Genomic DNA, 23,914 nt, shown 5'->3' on the forward strand with positions numbered 1-23,914 from the left:
CGTCAGGCGCGACCGGCTACGTCGTGGAGGTAGAGCGCACTGGTCGCGTCCGGCGATGGATCCTGCAGCGGCGCCGCTTCGCGACTGTGCAGGTACATGTAACCGATGATCGCGACGGCGAGGATGATCGCCATCGCAATGAAGATCTGGCGTGAGTTCATCGCGCCGTCCTCAGTGCTTGCGATCGCCGCGATCGCCCTGGCCCGGCTTCGAATCGTGCTGCGATTGGCGCTTCTGGTCCTGCGACAGCGAACGGCCGACGTCGTCGGACTCCTTGAAGCGGCCCTTCTCGTCGCGACGCACGTAACGCTTGTCGCCGTTGGGGGCGATGAGTTCGCGCTTGCTGTCTGCCATCGGCGTGCTCCCTTCACTGGACGATGGCCCATGCTCGGATGCGTGCGGTTAAGACGGGGCGAATGAAGGCGGCCTTCATTCATGCACGCGCGCCGCGCGTCACGGATCCTTCACCGCGTCAGCGCTGTGCGCGCTTGCGATAGACGACGATGATGACGAGGTCCTCCTCGCCGCGCTGCGCAAGCGCATGCGTGCTGCCATCGCGCGTGAGGATCGCGTCTCCGGGGCCGACGTCGCGGCGCGTTCCGTCGAGCATCAGCTCGCCGCGACCGGACAGCACGTAGTAGATCTCGTCCTTGTCGTTGCGATGCTCCCCGATGGTCGCGCCGGGATGGAGTGCGCGCTGACGGAAGACGATGTCGAAACCTTCGGCCTGCTCGAAGAAGGGATAGGCCGTGGTCGTGCCCTTGCCTTCGTGCGGACCGGGCTGTGGGACGGCGATGTCGCGCGCGTTCTCGACATACGAGTCGCGGCGGGGCTCGGCGGCGTGGGCCGTGGAGAGTGCTGCGCTGATCAGCGTGAAAACGATGAAGCGGAATGGGCTCACGGCATCCTCCCTCTGTCGTCATCCCGGCGAAGGCCGGGATCCAGGCCCGGAGCGGATGGGCACTCCTAATCGGACCATCGTCTGCTCGTCATTCCAGCGAAAGCTGGAATCCATCGCGATCTTGCGCCTGCTTCCTCAAGCAACACTGCAGCGCGGCGCGGGAATCCAAGTTCACCGCTATCGCTTCGTTACCCCTCACCCCAACCCCTCTCCCGGTGGGAGAGGGGCTCAACAGCGCGCCTGCACCATCGCGAGCGCCATCACCGCGCGAGCCAACCACCATCCACTGGCAGGATCGCGCCATTCACGTAATCCGACGCACGCGATGCGAGGAACACGGCCGCGCCGCCGAGGTCGGAAGGATCGCCCCAGCGACCCGCGGGGATGCGGTCCAGGATCGCGGCGCTTCGCGCTTCGTCCGCGCGCAGCTGTGCGGTGTTGTCGGTCGCCATGTAGCCGGGCGCGATCGCGTTGACGTTGATGCCCTTGTTCGCCCATTCGTTGGCGAGCAGGCGCGTGATGCCGGCGATGCCGCTCTTGCTCGCGGTGTACGACGGCACGCGGATGCCGCCCTGGAACGACAGCATCGAGGCGATGTTGACGATCTTGCCGCCGCCGTTCGCGATCATGTGCCGGCCGGCCGCCTGCGCCATGAAGAACGCGCCCTTGATGTTCACGTTCATCACGTCGTCCCAGTCCTTCTCGGTGAAATCCACCGCATCGGCACGGCGGATCAGACCGGCGTTGTTGACCAGGACGTGCAGCCCGCCGAGACCGTCGAGCGTCTCGCGCACGACGCGCTCGATCGGCTCCACGCTCGACAGGTTCGCTTCGATCGACACGAAGCGGCGGCCGAGCGCGCGCACTTTCTCCTCGGTCTTGAGCGGCGCCTGGATGCCGGCGGCGGCGATGTCGGCGCCCGCTTCGGCGAGCGCCACCGCGATGCCCTGGCCGAGGCCCGTGTTGGCGCCGGTGACCAGCGCGACCTTGCCTTCGAGACTGAACGGATTGGACATGGAGCCTTTCCCCTTGGTTTCGTGTGCGGATGCGCCCGCGCGCTTACTTGAGCTGGCAGATGTCCAGCTGGTTCATGTCGGTGTAGTCGAGGTTCTCGCCGCCCATCGCCCAGATGAAGCAGTAGTTCTTCGTGCCCGAGCCCATGTGGATCGACCACGGCGGCGACACGACGGCTTCGTCGTTCGCGATGACCAGGTGGCGCATGTCCGCCGGATCTCCCATGAAATGCATGACGCGCTGGTCGGCGAGGTCGAAGTAGAAATAGACCTCCGAGCGACGGTCGTGCAGGTGCGGCGGCATGGTGTTCCACACGCTGCCGGGCTTGAGGATCGTCAGGCCGAGCAGCAGCTGGCACGACTTCACCGTCGCCGGGACGATGTACTGGTAGATCGTGCGTTCGTTCGAAGTTTCCAGCGCGCCGCGCTCCAGCGGAACGGCCTGCGCGATGGAGATGTGCTTCGTCTCGAAACGCGCGTGCGCGGGCGTGGATGCGAGGTAGAACTTCGCGGGATTGGCGGCGTCGTTCGAGGCGAAGGTCACGTCCGCGCTGCCCATCGGCACGTACAGGCCGTCCTTGGGTTCGAGCGTGTGCGCGGTGCCGTCGACCGTGACCGTGCCCGTGCCGGAGCCGACATTCACGATGCCGAGCTCGCGGCGTTCGAGGAACGGCTTGCCCGCGGCGGAGGCCGGTTCGGTCTGCGCCGGGAGCGATACCGGCGCCGTCGTCGGGGCTGCGCCGCCGATGACGAAGCGCTCGTTGTGCGAGTAGTTCAGGACGACCTGGCCCGGAACGAAGAGACCGTCGATGAGGTAGCGCTCGCGCAGCTGGTCGTTGCTGGCGCCGGCCATCATGTCCGGGTGGGTGGCGTGGTAGGTCTTGCGGAACATCGGGCCTCTCCGGTGGTTCGGGCCGTCGCGGACGTCGCGCGGCAGGCGGGTGAGGGGATGATAGCGGGGTTTTGGTAACCGGTGTCAAAGGTCAGCCGCGTCGAGTGCCTAGGGTGCGCGAAGTGGCTGGAATCCCTTCTCCCGCGTGCGGGAGAAGGTGCCCGAAGGGCGGATGAGGGCGAACCCCGAACAGCGGACGATCGCCCTCACCCCAACCCCTCTCGCGCAGGCGGGAGAGGGGCTTATGGAAACCGGGCGCGGCGTCTTAGACCTTCGGCCGCTGCGTCGAATCCCGCACGACCAGCTGCGGGCTCACGGTGCGCGGTTCCTTCACCGCGTGCGGGCCGGACGGCTCCTCGCCGAGCAGCATCTGCGCCGCCTGGCGGCCGACGTCGCGCGTGGGCGAATGGATGGTGGTCAGCGCCGGCCACAGCTGCGCGGCGAGGGGGCTGTCGTCGAAGCCCACGACCGACAGATCGCCGGGAATCGACAGGCCGCGACGCATCGCCGCCTTGTAGACGCCGGCGGCCATTTCGTCGTTGCAGGCGAAGATCGCCGTCGGGCGCGGCGATTTGGCGAGCAGGTATTCCGCGCCCGCAACGCCCGAATCGAACGTGTAGCCGCCTTCGAAGATGTAGTCCGGCGACAGCTCGATGCCGCGCGCGTCGAGGCCGGCGAGGAAACCGCCGCCGCGTTCGATCGTCGAGCGATAACGGCGCGGGCCGGTGATCAGCCCGATGGTGCGATGTCCCAGCGATTCGACGTAGTTGGCCGCTTCCATGCTGGCCTGGCGGTCCTGCGTGACCAGCATGTGCGTCGCCGCGTCCATCGGCACCGAGGCGATGCGCACGTAGCGCACGCCGGTCTCGCGCAACGCCGTCGCGAGCTGCTCGTCTTCGGACACGCGCGGAATCAGGATCACGCCATGCAGCTTCTGCTGCTGCACGAATCGGCGCACGCCCTCGATGTAGTCCTCCTTCGAGGAATCGCAGGGGTGCACCACCAGCTCGTATCCCGAATCGCGCAGCGCATCCAGCGCGCCGTACTGCATGTTCACGATGTACTGCGCGGTCGGGTTGTCGTACACCAGCCCGATCAGGAACGAACGCCGGAACGCGAGGCCACGCGCCTGCGGGTCGGGCGTGTAGCCCAGCTGCTTCATCAGCGCGAGCACTTTCTCGCGCGTTTCCGGATGCACCAGCGGCGAGTTGTTGATGACCCGCGAGACCGTCTTCTTCGATACGCCGGTAAGCCGCGCGATGTCGTTGATCGTCGCCTTGCCGGTCAGCCCGGTGTCCTCCGGCGCCGGCAGCGGCGAGGCGGTGCGGGATCGGCGGGTGCGCGGCGCGGGTTCGGTCATGGGCGGATTCTAGCGGGGCGCGAGCGGGGTGCGCGCGCCCGGCATGATCCGACGTCGATACACGTATGAAACGGGCGCGTCAGGCCTTGAGCACTGCCGGCAACCACAGCGACAGTGCCGGCACGAAGGCCACCACCAGCAGCACCGCCAGCCCCGCCAGCCAGAACGGCCAGATCGTGCGCATGCTCTGGCCGATGCTGATCTTGCCGATCGACGTGCCGACGAACAGCACCGATCCCAGCGGCGGGCTGATGAGGCTCAGGCCGCCCTTCAGCACCAGGATCACGCCGAAATGCACGGGGTCGATGCCGATGGCCCGGGCCACCGGCAGGAAGATCGGCGTACAGATCAGGATCATCGGTGCGAGGTCGAGGAACGTGCCCAGCACCAGCAGCACCAGGATCATCAGCAGCAACATCAGGTTGCGGTCCTGCGTCAGGCCGGTGAGGAAATCCACCGAAGCCGACGGCACCTGCAGGTAGGCCAGCAGCCAGCCGAAAACCGCTGCGGTGGCGATCACGAACAGGATCGCGCCCGCACTGCGTGCCGCGTGCACGACGGTGCCGAGGAACTCGCGCCACGGCATCTGCCGATACAGCACGCTGGTGACCAGCAGCGCGTAGACGACCGCGATCGCCGCGCTCTCCACGGCGGTGAAGATGCCCGCGCGGATGCCGACGAAGATCAGCGCGACCAGCCCCAGGCCGGGCAGTGCCGACACCAGGCGCAGCGCGACGGCGCGCCAACCGGGGAAGATCTCCACGCCGTAGCCGCGATGCCGCGCCACCGCGTAACAGGTGACCATCAGCACGAGCGTCATCAGCAGCGCGGGCACGATGCCGGCGGCGAACAGGTCGGCGATCGACAGACCGCCGCCGGCCGCGGCCGAATACAGGATCAGATTGTGCGAAGGCGGCACGAGCAGCGCGACCAGTGCAGCGGTGATGCATACGTTCACGGCGAAGTCGCGGTCGTAACCGCGCTGCACCATCTGCGGGATCATCGTGCCGCCGACGGCCGACACGTCGGCGAGCGCCGAGCCCGACACGCCGCCGAAGAACAGCGAGGAGAGGATGCTGACCTGCCCGAGGCCGCCGCGCATGCGGCCGACCAGCGACGAGGCGAGGCTGATCAGGCGCTCGGAAATGCCGCCTCGCATCATGATCTCGCCGGCGAAGATGAAGAGCGGAATGGCGATGAGGCTCGCCGATCCCGAGCCTGCGGACACCTGCTGCACCATCACGATCGAGGGCACGTCCAGGTAGAGCAGCGTCGCCAGCGAGGCGGCGGCCAGCGCGTACGCCACCGGCACGCCCAGCACGAGCATCACGCCGAAGACGACGAAGAGCAGGGCGATCGCCATTCAGTGGACCTCCGCCGACGGGGTGTCATGGAACATCTGCGATATCGCGAACAGCGCCATCAGCGCGCCGCCGACGGCGAGCGGCAGGTAGTCGATGCTTTCCGGCAGCGGTGCGCCCGCGGTCGGGATGTGCACGCCATCGACGAACAGCACGCCGCCCCAGTAGGCGAGCATCAGCCCGATGACCACCACCACCGCCGACTGCAGCAGGTGCGCCGCGTGCCTGCCGCGCGGCCCGAGTGCTTCGGCGAGCAGCGAGAACGCGAAGTGCCGGCGCGTGTGCACGCCCGCGGCAGCGCCCATGCTCATCGCGGTGCTGAGCATCAGCAGCGTGACCGGCTCGGTCCAGCTGGGCGAATCGTTGAGCACGTAGCGCGCGATCACCTGCCAGCCCTGCACGAGCACGAGCATCAGCAGCGCGAACGCCGCCGTCGCGATCGTCCAGCCGGCCAGCCGTTCGCAGGTGCGTTGCAGGATCGAAGTCGGAACCGGAGTCACGGTGGCGTCCATGGGAATCCTCAGGCGAGATCGCGGATCTGCCGGTACAGCGCGTCGATGGCCGGGTCCGTGCGGTAATGCGCCAGCAACGGCTGCGCGGCGGCGCGGAACGACGGGATGTCGCATTCGTTGAACGCGACGCCGGCGTCCTCCACGATGCGGCGCGCGTCGTCTTCCTGCTGCGCCCACAGCGTGCGCATCACGCCCACCGATTCGCGCGCGAGGCGCAGCAGCGTCTCGCGATCGCGCGCTTCCAGGGAATCGAAGATCTTGCGCGACATCAGCAGCACGTCCGGCGCCCACGAATGATCGCTGTGCGACCAGTAGCGTGCGGCCTCGAAATGGCGGCTCGACTGGAAGCTGCGGATGTTGTTCTCCGCGCCGTCGATCATGTGCGTCTCCATGCCGGAGAACACCTCGCCCAGCGGCAAGGGCGTCGGGTTGGCGCCGAACAGACGCAGCATCCGGATGAAGATGTCCGACATGGGCACGCGGATCTTCAACCCGTGCAGGTCGCCGGGCACCACGATGGGATGCTTGATGTTGTAGAAGCAGCGCGGACCACTGTCGTAGATCGCAAGGCCGACGAGCCCGCGCGATTCGAAGCCGCGCAACACCTGCGCGCCGACGTTGCCGTCGATCGCGCGGCGCAGGTGCTCGGTGGAATCGAAGACATACGGCAGGCACAACGCCTGCGTCAGCGGGAAGGCGTTGTTCAGCGCACCGGTGTAGACGCGCGTGATGGCGATGGCGCCGAAACGCGCCATGTCGATGGCTTCCGATTCGCGGCCGAGCTGGCCCGCGTGGTACATCCGGATGCGTACGCGTCCGCTGGTTTCGCGCTCGAGCTGCTCGCCGATCCACTGCACCGCCTGCACGGTCGGGTAATCCTTCACGTGCACGTCGGTGGCGGTGAGCACGCGCGCCGGCTCGGCCGCGCGCAGCGCCTGCGGCAACGCGCCCGCGGCGCAGGCGCCGGTGAGTCCGGCGAGGAAACGGCGGCGGTGCATTCCGTGTTCGGCTTCGGTCACGCGCGCTCCCCGTGCGGTTGTGCGGCGATGGCGTTGCAGTGGATCTCGCCCCATTCGCCGAAACTGACGCGCGCGCGCTGTCCGGCCACGATGTCGTGGATGCCGGTCGCCGCGCCCGTCGTCACCAGCATGCCGCGCTTGAGCGGATGTCCGCGACGTGCGCAACGCGACAGCGCGAATGCCAGCGCCGCGAGCAGGCCGCCGGCGATGGAGGCCGCGCCGCCTTCGCCGACCAGGTGGCCGTCGATGAAGGTCTCGCAGGTGAGGTCGTCCGCGCTGCGGCGCTGCCAGCCGGTGATTTCGTTGCCGAGCACCAGCCCGGTGTTGTTGCCGAAATCCGACACCACCACCGGCGGGCCGAGCACGTTGATCAGCGGCAGCGGACTGCCGGCCAGCTCGATGCCCACGTGCAGCGCATCGACCAGGTCGGCTGCTTCGTCGGCGGAGTAATCGAACTTGCCGGGATCGCTGTCGCGCGCGATGCGGAACACGAACTCGGCCTCCACCGCGGCGAAGCCGCCGGGAATCACCGGGAACGTCGCCGCGTCGCGCGGCGAGGGCGACTGGATCGCACCTTCGAAGATCGGCCCGACCAGGCGTTCCTCACCCAGCGTCGCTTCCCAGTCGGCCGGGATCTTGCCGACCTTCCAGCCCACGACCGGGCGGTCCCACAGCGCGATCGCCGCGTCCTGGCACGCATAGCCCTCGTCGAGGCTGGCGGGCAGCGCGCCGGGATATTCCGGAAGCGCCTGCGCTTTCCGCCGGGCATCCACCAGTCGCCGGGCGATCGTTGCGCTGTCACTGCCCGCGTCGGGCGCGTGTTTGTCCATGCGACGGCGATCCCCTGAGATTCGGCTGTTCGGGATGTTGTATAGGAAACCGGTGTCATTGACAATCGGGGTCTACACTCGGAACACGGCTCGGGGAGGGGACGGATGGGGATGCAACGCCGGAAGGGCAGGATTCACGGGTTTGCGCGCGCGCTGACGATCGGCGCGTTGCTGGCTTCCACCACGGCCGGAGGCGTCTGGGCGGCGCCCGCCGGGCCCGATTCCTTGTCCACCGGGACACCCGCACTCGCATTCCCCGGCGCCCAGGGCTGGGCGGCGCATACGCCGGGCGGCCGCGGCGGCAAGATCCTGCGCGTCACCACGCTCGCGGCCGACGGGCCGGGATCGTTCGCCGAAGCGCTCGCAACGAAGGGGCCGCGCATCGTCGTGTTCGAGGTCGGAGGCGTGATCGACCTGGGCATGAAGGAGCTGCGCATCACCGAGCCCTTCCTCACCATCGCCGGGCAGACCGCGCCGCAACCGGGCATCACCTTCATCAAGGGCGGGCTGACCATCGCGACGCATGACGTGGTCGTGCGCCACATCCGCATGCGCCCGGGCGATGGCGGCATGCCGAAGTTCTCCGGCGACATCGACGCGATCACCACCGTGCGCGGCGCGAAGGACGTGATCGTCGATCACTGCTCGCTGACGTGGGCGACGGACGAGAACCTCTCGGCCTCCAGCACGCGCTTTTTCGGCGAGGACGAGAAGGCGTGGATGGACGCGGCGTCGCGCCGCATCACCTACAGCAACAACATCGTCGCCGAGGGACTGTCTAACGCGACGCACAAGAAGGGCGAGCATTCCAAGGGTTCGCTGATCCACGACCACGTCAACGACGTGCTGATCGTCGGCAACCTCTACGCGCACAACTACGAGCGCAACCCGCTGTTCAAGGGCGGCGCGCGCGGGCAGGTCATCAACAACCTGATCTACGACCCGGGCCAGCGCGCCGTGCACTACAACCTCATCGCCGAGGAATGGCTGGGCCATCCGTACTCGCGCGGGCAGGTCATCGCGCGCGGCAACGTGATGCGCGCGGGCATTTCGACGGAGGACGTCGCGTTCTTCGAAGTCGGCGGTTCGGGCGACGTCGACGTGTTCTTCGAGGACAACCTCGCCGTCGACCGCATCGGCAACCCCCTGCCGCAGCAGGGCCGCTACACCACCACGCCGATCCGCGTGGATGCAATGAAGCGCGCGCCGGCATTGCCGTTCGGCGTGACGCTGTTGCCGTCGTCGCAGGTGCAGGACGCGGTGATCGCGAATGCGGGCGCACGGCCGTGGGATCGCGATGACGTGGATCGCCGCATCCTCGCCGACACCATCGAAGGCCGCGGCCGCATCATCGACAGCCAGGAGCAGGTAGGCGGTTATCCGGTGCAGAAGGAAACCCGGCAGGCATTCGTGCCGGCGGACTGGGACCTGGGCACGATGGAACCGCTGAAGCCGCTGCCGCGGCGGGAGCCGTTGAAGTAGGCGTTCGCGGGAGCAGCATCGCAGCGTCGATGTTGTCTGTGTTGTCCCCGACCCAAGGGAGAGCCGTCATCCCGGCGAAAGCCGGGATCCAGGCCTACGCGCCGGCTCGGCCCTCATCCCCACCCCTCTCCCGCAGGCGGGAGAGGGGCCTCGCTACGGCAAGCGGTCGAGCTTCGGCACCTCCACCCCCGACTCCCGCAACGCTGCCGCAAACTCCCGCGCCATCCGCGCCGCACCTTTCGGCGAGAAATGCGTGTTGTCCTGCACGCCCTGCGGGTAGTTCGCGTGCTCGCCGGGCGCGAGCCAGAGGAACAGCGCCTTCGAGCCCTCCACGCCAGCCTCCTGGAGCACGGCGGAACTGCGGCGCTCCATGTCGATCAGCGCGACATGCTCACGCGCGGAGAGTGCACGCACGAGGTCGGGATACTCGCCGTGGCTGGCCACGACGCGTCCGTCCTCGTCGAACCGGCGTCGTGCGACCGGCGTGAGCAGCACGGGCGTGGCGTTCCGCGCGCGAACGTCGGCGACGAAACGTTCAAGATTCCGCGCATAGTCCGCGGGCGGCGTGTAGCGGTCGGGCTTCTCGATCGACTGATCGTTGTGGCCGAACTGGATCAGCACGATGTCGCCCGGTTTCGTCGCTTCCAGCAGCGCGCTCCAACGATCTTCGGCGATGAACGTGCGCGTGCTGCGGCCGTTCATCGCGCGATTGTCGACGGCGATCGCGCCGGGTGCGAACTGCTCCGCGAGGAACTCGCCCCATCCGGTTTCAGGCCGCTTCTCGGCGCGTTTGATCGCCATGGTGGAGTCGCCGGCGAGGTGGATCGTGGGCGGTTCCGCTGCGCGTGCGGAGGCGGCGAGGGCGAGCAGCAGTACGAGTGCGTGGACGACTTTTGGCATGGGATTCGTTCGACGGTGCGGGCCTGGGTCCCGGCTTTCGCCGGGATGACGGGGAAACGGGGGATGACAGCGGGATCGAAGGTGACGCGCCAACGCGCGGCGTCGATCAGATCGGCACCCAGCCGTCGAGCACGCGCTCGCGCGCATACGCAGCGATTCGGTCGCGCGGCAATGCTCGCCGTGAAGCAGAACGATGTGCGCCCGGCCCCGAACTTGCGTGCTCGAACAGCCGCGCGTCGCCGGGCTGCAGCATCACGCGCTTGCCGTCGCGGGCGGTGTAGCCCATCTCGTCCCAGCCGCGGGGGTCGATGTGCGCATCCATCCAGCAGTCGAGGTACACCGCGGCACCGACGGCGTCGGGATCGCCGTACTTGCCGTCGGGAAACGTGCGTCCCGGTCGCCACGCGCGGCCCAGCGCGACGCTGCCGTCGGCGATGGCGGCATCGCGCGTCAGCCGACATCGCACGAACGTGAGTCCATACGCCTGCGCCGACGGCGTGCACGGCACGGCGACGTAACCCTGCCGTTCCTTGCCGGGACGGAAGCACGAGTGCAGTTCGCACTGTTCGAACAGCGCATTGCCGCCGCCGAAGATGAAATCGACGCTGCCGCTGATGCGGCAATCGCGGAAGAAGCTCCGGCCTGCATCGACGAACAGCGTGTCCTGGTGGCCGATGACGTCCACCCGCTCGAACATCGCGCGATCGGAACCCGCGTCCAGCATCAGCGCGACCGCCTGCGCGCCGTTCGGGCCGATGGGCTCGAACTTCGGCGCCGCAAGATTGCCGACGTAGTCGAAGGCGTTCTCGATGGTGAGGTTCGTGGCGCGGAAGCCGGGTGCACGGATGGTGACGCTCGCGCAGCCCCACGTGCCCCACGGCTCGTCGTCGGGCCGCGGCATGCCGGCGGCGGCGTCGAACGTCAGAACGCTGGCCGTGCGGTCTTCGCCGACGAGATGAATCTCGGGTTTGTCGACCACCAGCTTCTCGTGCCAGCGACCGCGGGTGACGAGGATGCGGAAAGGTTTGCCGCCCGTGATGGGCGCGGCGGCGATGGCGGCTCCGACGCTGGCGAAGATCGGGATGCCGTCGAAAGGCGTTCGCCCGACTACGGCGTCGAAGGTTCCCGCGGGGGACTTCGCCCCTTCCAAACCCTCCCCTGCAAGCAGGGGAGGGGCCAGCAGCAAAGCGGGTGAGGCAATCGATGCACGCAGAAGACGGCGACGCAGCGCGAAGGTCGAACCCGGTGTCACTTGAACGGCCCAGCCCCGAGGATCACCGCGATCGGCACGACTGCCGTTGGATCGATGCGGCGATACAGCGTCGGCGTCCAGCCGACATCGCGCGACAGCGGAACGGTGTTCACCGCGTTGTACGCATCGACCACGTCCACGCGTGCGTGCCGCGACACGCCATTGCGCAACGTGCCCTCCTCGAACAGCGCCGTGCCGTTGAAACGCTCGGCGAACAGGTCAGGCGTCACCGCCGGCGGCACGAGGAAATGGTTGTTCTGCGCGAAGATCTTGGACTCGATGCCCACGCCCCAGCTGTACGCGTAGGTCTGCGCGCCTTCGTCGGTGAGCGAGTACTGGTTGTTGAACACGTGCACCTGGCCGTAGCGCACGCGCGGCACGCGCTGGCCGAGATCGTGGAACAGGTTGTGATGCAGCGTCACGCGCAGCTTGTCGCGGTCGGCGACGGCACTGTCGGACGAGCCGATCAGCATCGCCTTGTCGTGGTTGGCCATCAGATTCCACGACACCGTGACGAAGTCGGACTCGTTGGTGACGTCCACCAGTCCGTCGTGGCGCTGGTAAAGCCGACCGAAATACGTCGGCGCATCCTCGTCGCGCGTGGCGACGTCGAGCATCGCGTTGTGGTCGATCCACACATGCGTCGCGTTGCGGACCGAAATCGCGTCGTACAGCGCGTTCCAGTTGCCTTCGGCGCCATCGGTCGGGGACCACTGGGGGAAGCAGTCGGCGCTATCGACCAGCAGCAGGTTGCGCACGATGACGTTCATCGGCTGGTTGCCGCTGGTGGAACTCGGACGGATGTCGAGCCACGCGCCGCGCAGGCCGTCGCCGTGGTTCGCGCCGATGATCGTGGTGTTTGCGGGCACGCGGATACGCACGCGCGCCTGCTGCGCGGCGGCAGATGCGGCACGTGCGCGTTCCTGCGGGCCGCTGGGGTTAACGCGTCCCCATGTCGCGGGATCGTACGCAGCGAGGAAGGCGTCCAGCGAATACAACTCGCCCGTCTGCGGGTCGGGGCGCGCGTAATCCGTGCACGTGAGTGGTTGGCCGTTCGCATCGACGTTCGCGTCGATCATGCCTTCGATGCGGATGATCTTCGGCGTGGCGTCGGGGAAGTTCAGTGCGGCCACCAGCGCGTTGCGGTCGGACACGGTGAACACGTGCGCCTCGTCCGCGGCGGAACCCCCGGTCGTCCCGTACGGCAATGCGGCGGTGGGCTGTGAGGCCCAGCCATCGTTCGGTGCGATGGTCTGGCGTTCAAGGCCGTGACCGGCGTGAGCGCATGGCATCAAGGCCAGTGCGAGCGTGGTCAGGACGATCTTCGTGCGATTGCGCATCGGTGCCGCTCCTTCTAGTCAGGAAGAGGCGGACGTCGGCGGTCAGGCGTGCGACGCCCGCAGGATGACTACGCAAACGATCAACAACAAAGCCCCTCTCCCGCGCGCGGGAGAGGGGTTGGGGTGAGGGCAGGCGAAGCGGTCGCGCAAGATCGCCCTCATCCGCCCTTCGGGCACCTTCTCCCGCGAGCGGGAGAAGGGCCTTGCCATCACGATCAGAACTTGTAACGCGCACCCAGGAAGTACTGGCGCCCGGTGTGGTGGTAGACCGAGGCGCGATCGCCGATCGAATCGACCCACTGGTCCTGGAACTCGTCGGTGAGGTTCAGGCCTTCCAGCGTCAGTTCGAAGTGCTCGTTGATCTTGTACGAGGCCGACATGTCGATGGTCAGCGTTTCGGCCGTGCCTTCCACGTCGTTGTTGTTGCGGCCCGGCACCGTGGTCAGGTAGTCGTCGCGATACGCCGCCGACACGCGCGCGCTGAACTTGTCGCCTTCGTAGTAGAGCGTGGCGTTGTACGCGTTCTTCGACAGGCCGGTGAGGTCGGTGCGCAGCGAGGTCGCGCCGGCCGCGGTCATGTACTGGATCTTCGAATCGACGTAGGTGTAGTTCAGCTGCACGCCGAAATCGCTCCAGAAGCCGGGCAGGAACACGAACGGCTGCTGGTAGGTGAACTCCAGGCCCTTGAGCGGACCGCCTGGCGTGTTCAGCGGGATGTTGAACTGGAAGTCGTCGTTCACCGTCGCGCCGGTGCCGGCGAGCAGGCTCTCCGGAAGGCCCGACGTGTAGTACGGGCGCGTCTCGCGCGAGGTCTGCACGAAGCTGTCGATGTCCTTGTAGAACAGGCCCAGCGCCAGCAGCGATTCCTCGGCGAAATACCACTCGAACGACAGGTCGGCCGTCTTCGCGCGGAACGGATCGAGCAGCGGGTTGCCGCCGTTCACCACGCGATTGCCGCCGGACACGTTCACCGTCACGCCTGGCGTGAGGTTGCCCAGGCCCGGACGCGCCATCACCTTCGCCGCGGCGAAGCGGATCAGGAAGTCCGGCGTCACGTCGGCGACCAGGTTCATCGACGGCAGCGTGTCCTCGTAGCTGCGCTCGACCGTCGTCAGCACGGGCTGCCCACCGACCGTGGACCAGCCGGTGGAGCTCTGGCGCGTGGTCACCTGGCGCAGGCCGATGTTGCCGCTGAGCGGCAGCGAGCCGATCTGCGTATTGAAGTCGCCCTGCAGCCAGAAGCCCTGGTCGCGCTCGGTCACCGTGCGGTTGTTGCCGAGCACCGACGACACGGTGTCGCTGACGGCGAAGATGCCTTCGTCGCTGTAGAGGTCGAACGCGCGGTTGAACGCGTCGATGTCGGGAATCAGCCAGCGGCCGTCGCCGACGTTGCGGATGTCTTCCAGCTGGATCGTGCGCGTGAAGTCGGCCAGCGTCGTGCCGGCGGGCAGCGCGGGCACGACGAGCTCGGACGCGCGGCGTTCCTCGCGCGATTCGAAGGTGTATTCCTTGAACTGGCCGCCACCCTTCAGCGCGAAGCTGTCGGTCAGCGCCCACGACATGCCCAGCGACACGTTGTCGATGGTGTTGTCGGCGTACTGCGGGCGCAGGCGGATTTCCGACACGCCGTTGATGAACCGCCACTGCGCCGGATCGTTCACGTCGAAGCCGTTGGTGATGACGGGCAGGCGGTCGTTGTTGCGGTAATCCCAGGTGTAGTTCTGCGCGTTGGTGCGATCCAGCGTGATGGTCGTCTGGATCGGGTTCTCGAACTCGGACTTCGCGCGGCCGCCTTCGAAATGCAGTTTGAAGTCGTCGGTCAGTTCGTGGTCGGCGTAGAAGTTGAACTGGGTGAACTTGGTTTCCAGCTCGTCGTAGCGCGCTTCCGAGCGCACGTCGACGTTGTTGAAGCGGCCGTAGACCAGGTTGCCACGCTCGTCGACCACGCTTTCCAGCACCACCGTTTCCGGCTTGCCGCTGGCGCCGGCCGCGCGGCAGGCCGCACCCGCGGTGCCCGCGGCGCACGCGCCACGGCTGAAGGACAGGCCGTTGAGGAAGTTCTCGGTGCGCGTGGCGTCGAGGTCGGCGTACATGAGGTCGAGGCCGAGCGAGGTCTTGTCGGTCGGATCGAACTGCAGCGACGCGGTGACGCCCAGGCGCTCCTGCTCGTGCTCCATCACGCCGTAGCGCGGGATGCGCGGATGGAAGACGCTGGCCGACTCGGCCGCCGGCGTGCCGGCGAAACCGCCGCTGCTGGTGCCGTTGTCCCAGCGCACCGTGCTGTGGCCTTCTTCCAGCAGGCGGCGCTTGGTGTAGGCCACCGACAGCAGCGCGCCGAACTTGTTGTCGGCCCAGGTGTTGCTGACCAGCATCGTCGCGCGAGGGTCGAGGTCCGACGCCAGGTCGTTGTAGCCCAGCTGCGCACCGGTGACGAAGGTGAAGCCGTCGTAGTCGAACGGACGCGCGGTCTGCAGGTCGACGGTTGCGCCGAGCGCGCCTTCCTCGATGTCGGCCGAGGAGGTCTTGCGCACCGTGATGCTGTTGAACAGCTCGGAGGCGAAGACGTTGAAGTCGAAGCCGCGACCGCGGTTCGCGCCGCCGGAGCTGTCGGTGCCGCCGGTGGTGGTCAGCGCTTCCATGCCGTTGATGCGCACGCGCGTGAACTGGCTGTCCAGCCCGCGCACGGAAATGTTGCGGCCTTCGCCGGCGTCGCGCGAAATCGACACGCCCGGGATGCGCTGCAGCGATTCGGCCAGGTTGAGGTCCGGGAAGTCGGCGATGTCCTCGGCGACGATCGCATCGACCACGCCGATCTCGCTGCGCTTCTTGTCCAGCGCCTTTTCCAGCGCGCCGCGGAAGCCGGTGACGGTGACCGTGTCGAGTTCGGTCGGCGGCGCGTCCGCGGCGGGCGCGGCAGCGGTCGTCGTGGTCGGTGCGGTGGACGAGGCCGCTGCGGCGTCCTGCGCGAGGGCGCTCGCGGCGCTCAGCTGCAGCGCAAGGCCGATCGAGGCGGCAAGCAAGGTAACCGGTGTCTTTTTTGGTGCACGCTGAAATTGCATAGGTTCTCCCCTCCCATATGGCACTACAGCTCAAAGGCGCTTGTTGACTGGCTCAGGACGCTTGCTAAGGTGTTCCGTACGGTGGAATGACACCGATGGTCAAAACCCTAGCACCTGAGTTGACGGATCGCATGCTGCGGTGCGCCATGGGCTCGCCGGAGCCCGGTCGCGGCAAGGCGGGGCGGCCCGGGAAGCAGGCAGAATCGTCGCGGTTTTCGAATCGATGGGAGCAGGAATGAGCGCAATGAGGAACCCGGCGTGAGCCGCATCGTCTGTTTCGGTGAGCTGCTGCTGCGCCTGTCCGCGCCCGGCCGCGAGCGCGTGCTGCAGTCGCCCGCACTGGACGTGCACATCGGCGGTGCCGAGGCCAACGTCGCGGTGCTGCTCGCGCAGCTGGGCCATGACGCGGCGATGGTATCGACCGTCGCCGACAACGCGCTCGGCGCCGCCGCAGTCGGCGAACTGCGCCGCCACGGCGTCGACACGCGTGCGGTGCGCGCGGCCGATGGGCGCATGGGCCTGTACTTCCTGTCGCACGGCGCGATGCAGCGTCCGAGCGAAGTGCTGTACGACCGCGCCGACTCGGCTTTCGTGCGCCATGCCGACTACGACTGGGACGCGCTGCTCGACGGCGCGCAGTGGCTGCACCTGTCCGGCGTGAGCCCCGCGCTCGGCCTGGCGACGGCGCAGGCGACCATCGACGCCGCGCGCGCGGCGCGACGCCTCGGCGTCAAGGTGTCCTTCGACGGCAACTTCCGCGGCAAGCTCTGGCAGGCGTGGGACGGCGACGCCGCCGGCCTGCTGCGGCAGATCTTCGAGGAAGCCGACATCGTCTTCGCCGACCATCGCGACATCGCCATCGTGCTCGGCGAACGCGTGCCGTCCGAAGGCGAGCGTGCAGTGGCCGAAGCCGCCACGCGCGCGTTCGCCGCGCTGCCGAACCTGCGATGGCTCACCTGCACGCTGCGCACGCAGCACAGCGTCGATCGGCACACGCTGTCGGCGGTCATGGTCGAACGCGACGGTACGCGTCGTCGCGCGCCGGATTACGAACTGGACGGCATCGTCGATCGCATCGGCACCGGCGATGCGTTCGCCGGCGGCGTGCTGCACGGCCTGATCCAGGGCATGGCGCCGCCGGAAGTGCTGCATTTCGGCCTCGGCGCCGCCGTGCTCAAGCATTCGATCCCGGGCGATTTCTGCCTGGCCAGCGCGCAGGAAATCCACGACGTGACGTCGCAGGCGGGCTTCCATGTCCGCCGTTGACGCACAGGCATTGCTGCACGGGCATCGCGTCATGCCCGTGTACACGCCCGCCAGCGTGGACGAAGCGCGGGCCGTGGCGCGCGCGCTGCAGGCCGGCGGCATCGGCGCGATCGAGGTGACGCTGCGCACGCCGGCGGCGATGGGCGCGGTCGCCGCGCTCGTGCGCGAAATGCCCGACATGCGCATTGGCGCGGGCACCGTGCTGGAAGTCGAACAACTGCGCCGGCTGAAGGACGTCGGCGCGGTATTCGCCGTGTCGCCCGGCAGCACGCCCGAACTGCTGGCCGCCGCGGTCGAACTGGACATCGCGTACCTGCCCGGCGTGGCGACGGGCAGCGAAGTGATGGCCGCACTCGCCGCGGGCCATCGACTGCTCAAGGTGTTTCCGGCCGAACCGATCAATGCGCTCGAACTGATCGACGCCTGGCGCGGTCCGTTCGCGCAGGCGCGCTTCTGTCCGACCGGCGGCATCGACGCCGCGCGTGCCCGCGAGTACCTGCGCCGATCCAACGTCGCCTGCCTTGGCGGCTCGTGGCTGACGCCGGCCGATGCGTTGCGCGAGGGCGATTGGGCGCGCGTGGAAGCCCTCGCGCGCGAGGCGGTGGCGCTCGCGGCGGAGTGACGCAGCGCGTCGAAAACCGCGCATCCAAGCACCGTGCCGGCACCCGGAACCGGTCGGGATCGCCAAACCTGCCTAATTCCCGCACTTTTTCGTGCAAAACCACTTGGCGGCGCGTTGGTGTTGCCCTACATTCCGCTTGCCTAGCTGCGGTTTACGGGCATCCATCAACCATCGAGTATCACGAGACACATATGGCGAAGACGAAGAAAGTGGCAAAGAAGGCCGCCCCGAAGAAGGCCGCTGCCAAGCCGGCCGCTCCGAAGCCGATCAAGGAAGTGCTGTCCAAGTCGGGCCTGGTCGCGCACCTGTCGGAAACGACGGGCGTGGTCGCCAAGGACGTCCGCAACGTGCTGGCCGCGCTGGAAGGTGCCGTGCACGCTTCGGTCAGCAAGAAGGGCGCGGGTGCGTTCACCCTGCCGGGCCTGCTGAAGATCACCGCCGTCAGCGTTGCGGCCAAGCCGAAGCGCAAGGGCATCAACCCGTTCACCAAGGAAGAGCAGTGGTTCGCTGCCAAGCCGGCCACGGTGAAGGTCAAGGTCCGTCCGCTGAAGAAGCTGAAGGACGCCGCGGCCTGATGACCGCCTGGATGCGGCGCGCGCACGCGGCCGCATCCTGTTGACGCATTCCGGGTAAGGGCAGGAACGAGGGACGAGTCGGCGGTTTACGCCGCATCTCGCGCCTGGTTCCTGCCCTTATCCGTTTTTGTATTTGTAGAAGCGACGAAGGAACGCGATTGCGTGTCGTCGCCAGCGGCGATCGGTCAATCCGCCGCGTCCAGCCAGCCCCGCGCCACCGCTTCGGCGACATCGGCGGGCGTATCCAGATCCAGCGCCAGTTCTGGCGCATCCAGCGTCCAGGCGCCATCCAGCGCGCTCAGTCGCGCGCCCAGGCCCGCATCGCCACGCAGCGTGCGCGCTTCGTCGAGCAATCGCGCACTGACCACCGCCGGCACGCCGAGGCGTTCGCCATGGCGGGTCGCCGCGCAACCGGCCGGTGCGTGCGCGGCACCGTCGAGGAGCGCGCGCAGGTGGTGTTCGTCCATCGCGGGCTGGTCGCAGACCAGGATCAGCGCCGGCGCACCGACGCCGTGCAGTGCGTTTGCGGCAACGGCAAGGCTCGTCGACAGGCCCTGCGCCCAGTCGGAATTGGCGATCAGCTCCAAGCGATGATCCACCGCGATCACCTGCAGCGCCGCCGCCACGCCGTGCGCGTGCGCGCCGGTGACGACGAGCAGCCGCGCCGGATGCGTCGCCGCCGCGAGCCGCACCGCGCGATGCACCAGCGCCTCGCCGTCGCGCGTCAGCAGTTGTTTCGGTCGGCCCAGTCGCGTGCTGCCGCCGGCGGCCAGGACGATCGCCGTGTGCTTCACGCGGGCGTGCCGTGCAGGTGACGCTGCAGCTGCGCGGCGATGCTCAGCGCGATCGCCTCCGGCCCGCTGCCGCCCAGGTGCAGCCCGACCGGCGAATGCAGGCGCGGCAGCAACGCCTCGCGCACGTCGCCGGGCAGCACGCGGAACAGGTCGTCGCGACGACGCACCGGCCCCAGCAGGCCGATGAAGCCGATCGGCGCCGTCGCCAGCGCGTGCAGCGCCTCGCGATCGAGTTCGAAGTTGTGGTGCATCACCAGCGCGACGTCGAAACGTCGCCTCGGCGCGACGAGCGCCTGCGTCGGCGTGAGTGCCGGCGCGTGGTCGGCGAGCGCGCCGGCACCGCTCCAGCGCGGGCGGCGTTCGACGAGCGTGGTCGTCGCGCCGAAGGCGCGCAGCATCGGCAGCAGGAAGGGCGTTTCCGGCCCGGCGCCGAACACAATTATCGAGGGTGCCGCCGGCACGGCGATCGACCAGCGCGATTGCGCGTCGGGCCAGGAAGGCGCAGCGGCCGGCAGCCGATGCGTGCTTTCGTTCGCAGCGCACGCAAGTTCGACCGTGCCATCGTCATGGACGCCCAGCCGCAGCGGTTCGCCTTCGCGCCACGCCTCGACGTGCGTGATCCAGTCGCCAAGCAGCGCAAGCGGCAGCAGCGCGATGCGCAGCCGCCCGCGGCAACCGACGGCCGATCCCGACAGCAGGTCTTCGTCGAAGCGCGTGTCGATCTCCATGAAATCGACCTGGCCCGCGTGCGATGCGTCATCGGCGCGCTGGGCGATTTCCGGCTCCAGGCAGCCGCCGCTCAGCCAGCCGACCTGCGTGCCTTCGCCATCGAACAACGCGAGCGCACCGGCGCGCACGTAGGTCGAGCCGCTGGTTTCCAGCACGACGGCGAGCGTGGCGGCGGTGCCGCGCTGCAATGCGGCGACGGACGCCTCCAGCACGGCGCGCGCGCCGCCGACGGGCATCGCACCGGCGGATGTCGATGTGGAGGCGAACGTGTTGTCGGGGATTCGCGAGAGGTCCATTGGCGAAGGATCTGCGGCGCGCCGACGCGGCAACGTGATCGGCAGGGTACGGGAGCAACGCGGCACAACGCGCGATGCCGGAGGATCGGGCAAGGATCGGCGACGAACGGGCTAGCGGCCCCGACCATGCCGGAGGTCTACTGTAGCGGCCCGGTCCGCCGCGCGAGGCGACGGTAAGACCCGGCCGCCCCCAGCCGCCGCGAGGGATTCCATGAAGCTGCAAGTCAACGGCATCGAACACGATGTCGACGCGCCGCCCGACATGCCCCTGCTGTGGGTGCTGCGCGACGTGCTCCACCTCACCGGCACGAAGTTCGGTTGCGGCATCGCGCAATGCGGCGCCTGCACCGTGCACGTCGACGGCGCCCCGCGCCGCGCCTGCGTCACGCCGGTGTCCACGGTGGAAGGAAAGGTCGTCACGACGATCGAAGGCCTGTCGAAGGACGGCATGCACCCCGTGCAGCGCGCCTGGACGGAGCTGGACGTCGTGCAGTGCGGCTACTGCCAGTCCGGCCAGATCATGTCCCGCCGCCGCGCTCCTGGCGAAGATGCCGGCGCCGAGCGACGCCGACATCGACCAGGCGCTGTCCGGGAACATCTGCCGCTGCGGAACGTACCAGCGCATCCGTGCGGCGGTGCACCGGGCAGCGGAGTTTGGAAAGGCTTGAAGTTTCAACAGGACCTTCCCTCATCCATCCCTGGGGTCAGAGCCGCTCTCCCACCGGGAGAGGGGTTGGGGTGAGGGGCAACGGAGTGTCGAGGTCGAACCGCCAGTGCAGTGAGGCGCTGAGTTCGATGCCTTGCAGCCCCGTTCCCCCTCATCCGCCCTTCGGGCACCTTCTCCCGCAGGGAGAAGGGAAACAGAACGCGGAGACGCGACATGAATGCACGGCTGAACTCCTCCCGTCGCACTTTCCTCAAATCCACCGCGACGATCGGCGCGGGCCTGGTCGTGGCCTTCGTCGTGCCCGGCGCGCGCCGCTTCGCGCAGGCCGCGCCCGAGGCGGCCGCCGCCGCATCCACCGGCCTTGAACCGAATGCCTACCTGCGCATCGCGCCCGACGACAGCGTCACGGTGCTGCTGGCGCATTCGGAGATGGGGCAGGGCATCTGGACGACGCTCGCGATGCTGGTCGCGGAGGAACTCGACGCCGACTGGACGCGCATCCGCGTCGAACATGCGCCCGCCGCGCCGCCTTTCGCGCACACGGCCTTCGGCATGCAGATGACCGGCGGCTCGACGACGACCTGGTCCGAATTCGATCGCTACCGCCAGGCGGGCGCAACCGCGCGCGCGCTGCTGGTCGCGGCCGCCGCACAGAAGTTCAACGTACCGGCCGCGCAGGTGCGCACCGAGAACGGCACGGCCATCGCGGGCGATCAACGCGCCCGTTACGGCGAACTCGCCGTGCAGGCCGCCACGCTCCAGGCGCCGGCCAAGGTCGCGCTGAAGGATCCGAAGGCCTGGAAGCTGATCGGCCATCCCACCAAACGCCTGGATACGCCGGAGAAGATCACCGGTCGCGCGCAGTTCGGCATGGACGTGCAGTTCGAGGGGTTGCTCACCGCGGTGGTCGCACGCGCGCCGGTGTTCGGCGGAACGGTGAAATCCTTCGACGCGACCGCCGCGAAGGCCGTGCCGGGCGTGCGCGACGTGGTGCAGGTGCCCAGCGGCGTGGCGGTGGTGGCCGATCATTACTGGGCGGCGAAGCTGGGCCGCGACGCGCTGAAGGTCGAGTGGGATGCCGGCCCCAACGCCGCGCTCGATACCACATCACTGCACGAGCAGTTCCGCACGCTCGCGCTCACCGATGGCCTGCTCGCGAAACAGGCTGGCGACGCGAAGGGCGCGCTCACCCGCGCCACGCGCACGCTGGAGGCGCAGTACCACGTGCCGTACCTGGCGCATGCGCCGATGGAACCGCTCAACGCCACGGTGAAGTTCGAGAACGGCGTTTGCGACATCTGGACGGGCACGCAGTTCCAGACGCTGGACCAGCAGGTCGCCGCGAAGATCCTCGGCATCACGCCCGACAAGGTGAACATCCACACGACCTTCCTCGGCGGTGCCTTCGGCCGGCGCGCGACGCCGACGTCGGACTTCGTCAGCGAAGCGGTCGAAGTCGCCAAGGCCGCGGGAAAGCCGGTGAAAACCGTCTGGACGCGCGAGGACGACATCCGCGGCGGCTACTACCGGCCGATGTACGTGCAGCAGGCGCGCATCGCGCTCGACGACGCGGGCAAGCCCGTCGCGTGGCACCACGTGCTGGTGGGGCAGTCGATCCTGATCGGCTCGCCGTTCGAGGCGATGATGGTGAAGGGCGGCATCGACGGGACGTCGGTGGAGGGCGTGGTCGATTCGCCCTACATCGTCGATCTTGCCGACCATCGCATCGACCTGCATTCGCCGCGCACGGGCATTCCCGTGCTGTGGTGGCGCTCGGTCGGCCACAGCTACAACGGCTTCATCATGGAAAGCCTGGTCGATGAGCTGGCGCACGCCGCGAAGCAGGATCCGGTGGAATACCGCCGCGCGCTGCTGGCCCGGCACCCGCGCCACCTGGCGGCGCTGAACCTGGCGGCGGAAAAATCCGGCTGGGGCTCGCCGCTGGCACAGGGCCGCGCGCGCGGCGTCGCGGTGCACGAATCCTTCGGCAGCTTCATCGCGCAGGTGGCGGAAGTATCGATCGATCCCAATCCCGGCCCGCGCCACCGCGTGCGCGTGCATCGGGTGGTGTGCGCGATCGATTGCGGCGTCGCGGTCAACCCCGAGGGCGTCCGCGCGCAGATGGAGTCGGGCATCGCCTTCGGCCTCGGCGCCGCGCTGCACAGCGCGGTGACGTTCAAGGACGGTCGCGTGCAAGAATCCAACTTCCACGATTACCGCGTGTTGCGCATGGACGAGATGCCGCAGATCGAGGTGCACATCGTCCCGAGCACCGAAAAGATGGGCGGCGCCGGCGAACCCGGCACGCCGCCGATCGCGCCGGCGGTAGCCAACGCGATCTTCGCCCTCACCGGACAGCGGTTGCGCGAACTGCCGCTGCGCCTGCCCGACACGGTCGCCTGAGGAGAACGCCATGCGGGCTTTCCGCTCACTTCCGCTCATCGTCCTGGCGCTGCTGGCCGCATGCGCGCCGAAGGTCGATCCCGAACAGCAGGCCCAGGCGCTGGCCGCCTTCTCGACGGTGGAGAAGGTGTTCCAGCATCCGCGCTGCAGCAACTGCCACATTCCCGGCGATGCGCCGCTGCAGTTCGACACGCAGACGCCGCACATGATGAACGTGGTGCGCGGGCCCAAGGGCGAAGGCGCGCCGGGTTTGCCATGCGCGTCGTGCCACGGCGAAGCGAACCTGCCGGAAAGCTACGGCCCGAACGCCCCGCCGGGTGCGCCGCACTGGGCGCTTCCGCCGCCGGACCAGAAGATGGCGTGGATCGGCGTTTCGTCGCACGAGCTGTGTTCGATGATCCAGGATCGCAAGCGCAACGGCGATCGCGACATGGAGGCGATGTTCAAGCACGTCGCCGAAGACAAGCTGGTCCTGTGGGGCTGGGCGCCGGGTGGAAATCGCGTGCCGGTGCCGGTGCCGCACGATGAATTCGTGCGCGCGTTCCGCACGTGGATGGACGCCGGCGCGCCGTGCCCGGAGGCACCGGCGCGCGGTTGATCCGTCCTTCGCATCAGGATGCGGCGGCGTTGCCGTCATCCGC

General features: G+C 68.3%; 23 protein-coding genes and 1 pseudogene. 8 read left to right on the forward strand and 16 right to left on the reverse strand.

Translation table 11 applies throughout. The features are described from left to right. Positions 1 to 2 precede the first annotated feature (2 nt). From ABIE51_RS02810 to ABIE51_RS02855, 10 genes are all read right to left on the reverse strand, one after another. Positions 3 to 161: a hypothetical protein gene (locus tag ABIE51_RS02810; RefSeq protein WP_157029060.1), complete on the reverse strand. Its 159-nt coding sequence runs from the start codon at positions 159 to 161 to the stop codon at positions 3 to 5. 10 nt (positions 162 to 171) lie between these two features. Next, positions 172 to 354: a hypothetical protein gene (locus ABIE51_RS02815; protein ID WP_192632153.1), complete on the reverse strand. Its 183-nt coding sequence runs from the start codon at positions 352 to 354 to the stop codon at positions 172 to 174. Positions 355 to 472: 118 nt separating this feature from the next. After that, positions 473 to 901, reverse strand: coding sequence for a cupin domain-containing protein (locus tag ABIE51_RS02820; protein ID WP_192632154.1), 429 nt, complete (start codon positions 899 to 901; stop codon positions 473 to 475). A 260-nt stretch (positions 902 to 1,161) separates the two neighbouring features. Then, positions 1,162 to 1,917 carry a 2-dehydro-3-deoxy-D-gluconate 5-dehydrogenase KduD gene (kduD, locus tag ABIE51_RS02825; RefSeq protein WP_192632155.1) on the reverse strand — a complete coding sequence of 252 codons (756 nt, stop codon included), beginning with the start codon at positions 1,915 to 1,917 and terminating at the stop codon, positions 1,162 to 1,164. A 43-nt stretch (positions 1,918 to 1,960) separates the two neighbouring features. Further along, positions 1,961 to 2,806 carry a 5-dehydro-4-deoxy-D-glucuronate isomerase gene (gene kduI, locus ABIE51_RS02830; protein ID WP_192632156.1) on the reverse strand — a complete coding sequence of 282 codons (846 nt, stop codon included), beginning with the start codon at positions 2,804 to 2,806 and terminating at the stop codon, positions 1,961 to 1,963. Between the two features lie 265 nt (positions 2,807 to 3,071). Then, positions 3,072 to 4,166, reverse strand: a complete 1,095-nt coding sequence (locus ABIE51_RS02835) for a LacI family DNA-binding transcriptional regulator (protein ID WP_157029064.1) — start codon at positions 4,164 to 4,166, stop codon at positions 3,072 to 3,074. A gap of 79 nt (positions 4,167 to 4,245) precedes the next feature. Further along, the gene (locus tag ABIE51_RS02840) at positions 4,246 to 5,529 is read right to left on the reverse strand and encodes a TRAP transporter large permease (RefSeq protein ID WP_115841118.1); all 1,284 of its coding nucleotides are present in this window, start codon (positions 5,527 to 5,529) and stop codon (positions 4,246 to 4,248) included. Then, positions 5,530 to 6,039, reverse strand: coding sequence for a TRAP transporter small permease (locus ABIE51_RS02845; protein ID WP_115841119.1), 510 nt, complete (start codon positions 6,037 to 6,039; stop codon positions 5,530 to 5,532). An 8-nt stretch (positions 6,040 to 6,047) separates the two neighbouring features. Then, positions 6,048 to 7,037, reverse strand: coding sequence for a TRAP transporter substrate-binding protein (locus ABIE51_RS02850; protein ID WP_192632157.1), 990 nt, complete (start codon positions 7,035 to 7,037; stop codon positions 6,048 to 6,050). Positions 7,038 to 7,054: 17 nt separating this feature from the next. After that, complete coding sequence (locus ABIE51_RS02855; protein WP_192632158.1) at positions 7,055 to 7,888, reverse strand: 2-keto-4-pentenoate hydratase; 834 nt, start codon at positions 7,886 to 7,888, stop codon at positions 7,055 to 7,057. 168 nt (positions 7,889 to 8,056) lie between these two features. On the opposite strand from ABIE51_RS02855, the gene ABIE51_RS02860 reads away from it, so the two are divergent. Next, a complete protein-coding gene (locus tag ABIE51_RS02860; RefSeq protein ID WP_354503380.1) occupies positions 8,057 to 9,370 on the forward strand; it encodes a pectate lyase family protein in 1,314 nt (437 codons plus the stop codon). A gap of 153 nt (positions 9,371 to 9,523) precedes the next feature. On the opposite strand, the gene ABIE51_RS02865 is transcribed toward ABIE51_RS02860, so the two are convergent. From ABIE51_RS02865 to ABIE51_RS02880, 4 genes are all read right to left on the reverse strand, one after another. Further along, a complete protein-coding gene (locus ABIE51_RS02865) occupies positions 9,524 to 10,270 on the reverse strand; it encodes a rhamnogalacturonan acetylesterase (RefSeq protein ID WP_192632160.1) in 747 nt (248 codons plus the stop codon). Positions 10,271 to 10,376: 106 nt separating this feature from the next. Next, on the reverse strand, positions 10,377 to 11,420 hold the full coding sequence (locus ABIE51_RS02870) for a pectinesterase family protein (protein ID WP_192632161.1): 1,044 nt from the start codon (positions 11,418 to 11,420) through the stop codon (positions 10,377 to 10,379). A gap of 98 nt (positions 11,421 to 11,518) precedes the next feature. Beyond that, the gene (locus ABIE51_RS02875) at positions 11,519 to 12,862 is read right to left on the reverse strand and encodes a pectate lyase family protein (RefSeq protein WP_192632162.1); all 1,344 of its coding nucleotides are present in this window, start codon (positions 12,860 to 12,862) and stop codon (positions 11,519 to 11,521) included. Positions 12,863 to 13,077: 215 nt separating this feature from the next. Beyond that, positions 13,078 to 15,921 carry a TonB-dependent receptor gene (locus ABIE51_RS02880; protein ID WP_192632163.1) on the reverse strand — a complete coding sequence of 948 codons (2,844 nt, stop codon included), beginning with the start codon at positions 15,919 to 15,921 and terminating at the stop codon, positions 13,078 to 13,080. Between the two features lie 258 nt (positions 15,922 to 16,179). Here ABIE51_RS02880 and ABIE51_RS02885 point away from each other — a divergent pair, with 258 nt between their 5' ends. The 3 genes from ABIE51_RS02885 (at position 16,180) to ABIE51_RS02895 (ending at position 18,384) form a co-directional block, all read left to right on the forward strand. Then, complete coding sequence (locus ABIE51_RS02885; RefSeq protein ID WP_192632164.1) at positions 16,180 to 17,187, forward strand: sugar kinase; 1,008 nt, start codon at positions 16,180 to 16,182, stop codon at positions 17,185 to 17,187. After that, on the forward strand, positions 17,174 to 17,809 hold the full coding sequence (gene eda / locus ABIE51_RS02890; protein WP_192632165.1) for a bifunctional 4-hydroxy-2-oxoglutarate aldolase/2-dehydro-3-deoxy-phosphogluconate aldolase: 636 nt from the start codon (positions 17,174 to 17,176) through the stop codon (positions 17,807 to 17,809). The genes ABIE51_RS02885 and eda overlap by 14 nt, the downstream gene beginning before the upstream one ends. 191 nt (positions 17,810 to 18,000) lie before the next feature. Next, positions 18,001 to 18,384, forward strand: a complete 384-nt coding sequence (locus tag ABIE51_RS02895; RefSeq protein WP_115841128.1) for an HU family DNA-binding protein — start codon at positions 18,001 to 18,003, stop codon at positions 18,382 to 18,384. Positions 18,385 to 18,569: 185 nt separating this feature from the next. Here ABIE51_RS02895 and ABIE51_RS02900 read toward each other — a convergent pair whose 3' ends face one another. Both ABIE51_RS02900 and ABIE51_RS02905 read right to left on the reverse strand, forming a co-directional pair. Further along, positions 18,570 to 19,178, reverse strand: a complete 609-nt coding sequence (locus ABIE51_RS02900) for a nucleotidyltransferase family protein (RefSeq protein WP_192632166.1) — start codon at positions 19,176 to 19,178, stop codon at positions 18,570 to 18,572. Further along, complete coding sequence (locus tag ABIE51_RS02905) at positions 19,175 to 20,203, reverse strand: XdhC family protein (RefSeq protein ID WP_354503384.1); 1,029 nt, start codon at positions 20,201 to 20,203, stop codon at positions 19,175 to 19,177. The genes ABIE51_RS02900 and ABIE51_RS02905 overlap by 4 nt, the downstream gene beginning before the upstream one ends. Positions 20,204 to 20,465: 262 nt before the next feature. Between ABIE51_RS02905 and ABIE51_RS19320 the strand changes: the two are divergent. From ABIE51_RS19320 to ABIE51_RS02920, 4 genes and pseudogenes are all read left to right on the forward strand, one after another. Beyond that, positions 20,466 to 20,672 (forward strand): annotated as a pseudogene (locus tag ABIE51_RS19320) ((2Fe-2S)-binding protein); the annotation flags it as partial. A 79-nt stretch (positions 20,673 to 20,751) separates the two neighbouring features. Then, positions 20,752 to 20,871, forward strand: a complete 120-nt coding sequence (locus ABIE51_RS19325; RefSeq protein WP_502913322.1) for a 2Fe-2S iron-sulfur cluster-binding protein — start codon at positions 20,752 to 20,754, stop codon at positions 20,869 to 20,871. A 212-nt stretch (positions 20,872 to 21,083) separates the two neighbouring features. Continuing rightward, positions 21,084 to 23,273 (forward strand): xanthine dehydrogenase family protein molybdopterin-binding subunit, encoded by a 2,190-nt coding sequence (locus ABIE51_RS02915; protein ID WP_192632168.1) that lies wholly within the window; start codon positions 21,084 to 21,086, stop codon positions 23,271 to 23,273. Between the two features lie 10 nt (positions 23,274 to 23,283). Continuing rightward, positions 23,284 to 23,871: a hypothetical protein gene (locus ABIE51_RS02920; RefSeq protein ID WP_115841132.1), complete on the forward strand. Its 588-nt coding sequence runs from the start codon at positions 23,284 to 23,286 to the stop codon at positions 23,869 to 23,871. The last annotated feature ends 43 nt before the right edge of the window (positions 23,872 to 23,914 follow it).

The organism is Lysobacter sp. OAE881, from assembly GCF_040546665.1.
GTDB lineage: Bacteria > Pseudomonadota > Gammaproteobacteria > Xanthomonadales > Xanthomonadaceae > Lysobacter_J > Lysobacter_J soli.